The organism is Bartonella sp. AA18HLJMS, assembly GCF_042197245.1.
Classification (GTDB): Bacteria; Pseudomonadota; Alphaproteobacteria; order Rhizobiales; family Rhizobiaceae; genus Bartonella.
On record NZ_JBHIRP010000034.1, the window covers coordinates 1,778 to 5,804 of the forward strand.

Annotated in this window: 3 protein-coding genes and 1 pseudogene; all 4 read right to left on the bottom strand. The window is 45.1% G+C overall.

Annotated elements, in window-relative coordinates; translation table 11 throughout:
- Positions 1–266 (bottom strand): annotated as a pseudogene (locus tag ACFINW_RS09305) (S49 family peptidase); the annotation flags it as partial.
- Complete coding sequence (locus ACFINW_RS09310; RefSeq protein ID WP_375674236.1) at positions 256–1,800, bottom strand: phage portal protein; 1,545 nt, start codon at positions 1,798–1,800, stop codon at positions 256–258. The gene ACFINW_RS09310 and the pseudogene ACFINW_RS09305, both read right to left, overlap by 11 nt.
- On the bottom strand, positions 1,800–2,048 hold the full coding sequence (locus ACFINW_RS09315; RefSeq protein ID WP_375620570.1) for a phage head-tail joining protein: 249 nt from the start codon (positions 2,046–2,048) through the stop codon (positions 1,800–1,802). The genes ACFINW_RS09310 and ACFINW_RS09315 overlap by 1 nt, the downstream gene beginning before the upstream one ends.
- A gap of 3 nt (positions 2,049–2,051) precedes the next feature.
- Positions 2,052–3,980, bottom strand: coding sequence for a phage terminase large subunit family protein (locus ACFINW_RS09320; RefSeq protein ID WP_375674237.1), 1,929 nt, complete (start codon positions 3,978–3,980; stop codon positions 2,052–2,054).
- Positions 3,981–4,027: the final 47 nt, after the last annotated feature.

The following is a 4,027-nucleotide window of genomic DNA, read 5'->3' on the forward strand; positions in this document are numbered from 1 at the left end:
CCCGATAAAGCCCCAAGCCATGCACCACGGCGCACAAGCGTGCCATGAACCGGTATTATGGCAACATTGTTTTGTACTACATAAGTTTCAGGGGGTCTTAAAGCTTCTGTATTCTCTTGCGAATAAGCTTCAATGGGAAACTTTTCTCCCTCAAAAAGGCGTGGTGCAAGAGCATTCAAAATGATATCAAGCTTTGTCGAGGCAAGCATATGAGGAACCCCAAAAAGCCGTGATGCCAAAAACGGCATATCAAGATTATTCACCATTTTTATGTGCCTCACTGCCTTGGTTACTTTCATAAGTTTCAGAAGGTTCTGAATCTGCGGTATCAATTACTTGATTGCTATCAGAGGTCGCTGCCATATCCGTGTCAAAAGATAAGCCGCGCGCACGAGCGTCTGTGTGCTCTTCTTGCAGTTCGGCATGAATGCTGTCGATATCAAAGCCACGCTCGGCAAGTGCCATGCGTCGTGTTTTCAAGCCTGCACGAATTTCTTCTTTTTCCGCTGAGATATCCTTGTTTGGATCAATCATTTCAAGCGGGGGTGCAAAGCTTTCACATTGAAGCCATGGCAAGGAATTTTCTTCCCACCCTGGCAAATTGACACATCCGGAAAGCACTGCCATTTCAACAAAACGCTCCCAAACAATGCGGTTAAACTGAAAGGCAATAATATGTTCACGCCATTGTTTGACGTGCCGTCTAAACTGAATGATGGAGGTGCGTACATTTGAAAAATTCCCCCGCGTAACGTCTCCAGTCACAACGGCATAAGGCATATTAAGTGCTGCACAAATTTTCAAGATATTGCGAAATTGAAAAGCCTCATAAGAGCCACCAACCTCAACAGGATTTGAGAATGTAACTTCTTTATTCTCTCCTAAATAAAGAGATGCACCGGGCGCAATGACAGGTGCTTTGTATTCTTCTTCAACGTTGTTTTTATCACGATTATCGGATAATTTTTCGACGTTTGGTGAATTGTCCTTGACAAACGCCGCGAAAAGAGCCGCCGTCCTTTTTCTATCGAGTTCTGCGTCGTCATAGGATTCGAGTTGAAAGATCTTTGTCATAGCGCGCGTTATTTTTGGAGAACCGCGCAATTGTCCGGCAATACGGCGCTCTTTGATATGAATGACCATTTCAGCAGGGACACGCACGCGCTCTTGGCTCTCAAATGCCATATTTGCAGGGACATCATCATAGGGGTGATGTTCCCAGAAATGATAAGCAACGCGCTTGCCACTGGCATTAAATTCAATCCCCATACGAATGTAATTGCCTTCAATCTCAGCAGGTCCATTGTAAGTTAAATCCAGCATTTCGGTGGGATAAACTTGCAACTGAAGCGGCACACCAGAGCGTCCATAAAGGTCGACATAGTGTAGTCTTACAAAGCATTCTCCGGTTAAAAAGACCTCTCGTGCAATGGTTGCTTGAAGTCCATAAAAATTGGCATCTTCATCATAGTCTGCTTCATCAACCCATTGCCACCATAAGTCTAAAAGCTTTTTCTTTTCTTCTTGAAAACCTTCAATACGAGGATAGGGTTTAATCCCATCACTAACAGCCGCGGAGACCCATTCTTCTGTTGCAGAACCATAAAGAGCTTCATTGTCATAAAGCCATCTTGAACGGGCAACAATGGTATCACCGCATTCTTCAATCGCTTTATTGATATGTTTTTTTGCGGGGTCAAAGCCACCCATACGGCGGCTTTTGCTTGCCGCTTCAAAATGGGGATTGTGTTGACGAGAAATTGTAAAAAAGCCCGTGAGTTTATTGATAAAGCCAGCCATTAATAGCCTCGTGATATATTAAAATAGAAAACGCGTGAACGCTTGCGTCCTTCAAGGTCCGCTATTTGTGTGTTCAGCATCTCAAGCGCTCTGCGCAGTTCCTCAACAGAACGATTGCTGACTTGCTTATCGCCATGGCGTACCGATTGCGCACCCGAATAAAGAGCCTCTTCAATTTGTTCACGCCGCCTTTTTAAACTTTCCAGTCTCGAAAATTTGCTGTTAAATTGTCCTAAAGTTTCATCCACAAATTACCTCCAATCCCCTTGCATATAAGGATTCATCACCGTTCTGGATTGTTTCCTTTGAGGCTGTGCTGTCTGAGATCTTCTTGGAGCAGGAGAGGGGGCATGTCTTGGTGTTGGCTGCTCTAAAGAGCCTTCAACTTTAAGTTTTTCCAGACGCTCTTCTAAGATATCGACTTCTCGATTAAGGTTTATTCCTGCCGAAATCAGACCTTGTAAAGCAGCATAAGCATAGACCCTACAGTCCAAGGCTTCATTTCTTGCCTTTTCGCTTTTTTGCCATTCAATGCGCTTGAAGCCTTTAAAATATTTGATGACTTTTCTTTCAGCGGTTAGCTGATCAAAATATTCCCGATCAAGGTTTTTGTGAAAGTGTGTTGCACCAGCCCCCGTTGCTTCAGGTCCCGATTTTTTAAATCGTGCCGTGATAATATCTTTCGCGGCATCAACCCCAACAATATAGAGATTAATCTGTCCTTTATTGTTTCTACTTGGACGGCGTGGCCATACCGCACGCCATCCCGCTTGCCCCTTAATTCCCCAGATACGTCGTCCCTCACGCGGGCGTACATAATTATAAACCGCCTGTGTATGTCCACCACCGGTATCAATACAAGCAGCTGTTATCCTAATCCCCTCTTTATAGCCTGGATGCGGCCAACGTTTTGCAAGATATTCATCCAATTGGTCCCATACTTCAAAAGAAGAGGGATCACCAAGGATCACTTGATAATCAATATGCCAACTTTCTTCACTACGCCCCCATCCCACCACTTCAAGTTCCAAGCGGTCATTTTGCACATCAATACCAGCTGTCAACACGACGGATTGTTCTGGTGCAAGGGGATAATCTTCGCGTTTTGCATAGAGGCTATCAGGATCAATAACTTCGCCTGTTCTGTCCTCCCATGGCTCTCCAAGAACTGTATTGACAAAAGGCTGTAGAAGAGCTGGATCATCCTTGGCATTTAAAAACTCTCTTGCACATTCCCCCCATGTAAGCCAAGGAGAATAGAGTGCCGAAATATGATAAGAACGCAAATTGGGTCTGCTTGACTCACTGGTTGGGACCCAGCATGCGCCTCTTTCTTCACACATGAGATCTGTTTTTCGGTGCTCGGCATGTTCATGACCACAATGGGCACAAACAAACACAGCTTTTTCGGGAGCCCCTTTCGGCCATTTGATTTGTGACCAAACAATCGGCTGGAGTGTACCACATGCATCACAAGGCACGTTGTAATATCGCTGGTCTCCTAGCACAAAATCCTTGGCAATACGGCTTGTGTCACGGTGGGTGGGTGTGGACAATTTAAAGATCTTTCGTTGTACAAAGGTCGAGGTACGCTTTTCCGCAATCATCACCGGATCACCTTCGTTATCCACACTGAGAGGATAACCATCCACTTCATCCAAAATCAGATAACGAATAGGCATGGAACGCAAACCAGCAGCACTGTTTGCCCCTGTAAGCATCAGTGCACCACCATCAAACTCTTTCGAAAACATGGTATTCCCGCTGTCACGTGCTCGTGCTGGGGCTATGCGTTCACTTAAAACTGGACTTGCCATAATCATAGGATCAAGCCGCGTCTTTGAAAGCTTTTTGGCTGTCTCAACGGTCGGCATGACATAAAGAGCAGGTCCTGGACTATAATGAATAGCATAACCGCAGAAATTTAATCCTGCCTCTGACATGCCAACTTGCGCCCCTTTCATGACAATAGTTGTTTCAATTGGCACGTAAGAGGAAAGATTATCCATGATTTCACGCAAATAGGGGGTACGCTTTGTTCTCCACAATCCAGGTTCAGCACTTGCTACGGTGCTAAGGTATCTATTCTTATCCGCCCATTGCGAAACCGTATACGGTGGGTCCGGTTGTCGTGCGTTATTGGCATGGGCGAAAAATTCTTCGACTGCATTGTCATCCATTATTCGTTTCTTGCAAGTTCTCTAACTCTGGAGAATGAGGATCATGA

Excerpts from the sequence above, each read along its gene's own strand:
- ACFINW_RS09320 (WP_375674237.1), bottom strand. The coding sequence starts at position 3,980 with ATGGATGACAATGCAGTCGAAGAATTTTTCGCCCATGCCAATAACGCA.
- ACFINW_RS09310 (WP_375674236.1), bottom strand. The coding sequence starts at position 1,800 with ATGGCTGGCTTTATCAATAAACTCACGGGCTTTTTTACAATTTCTCGT.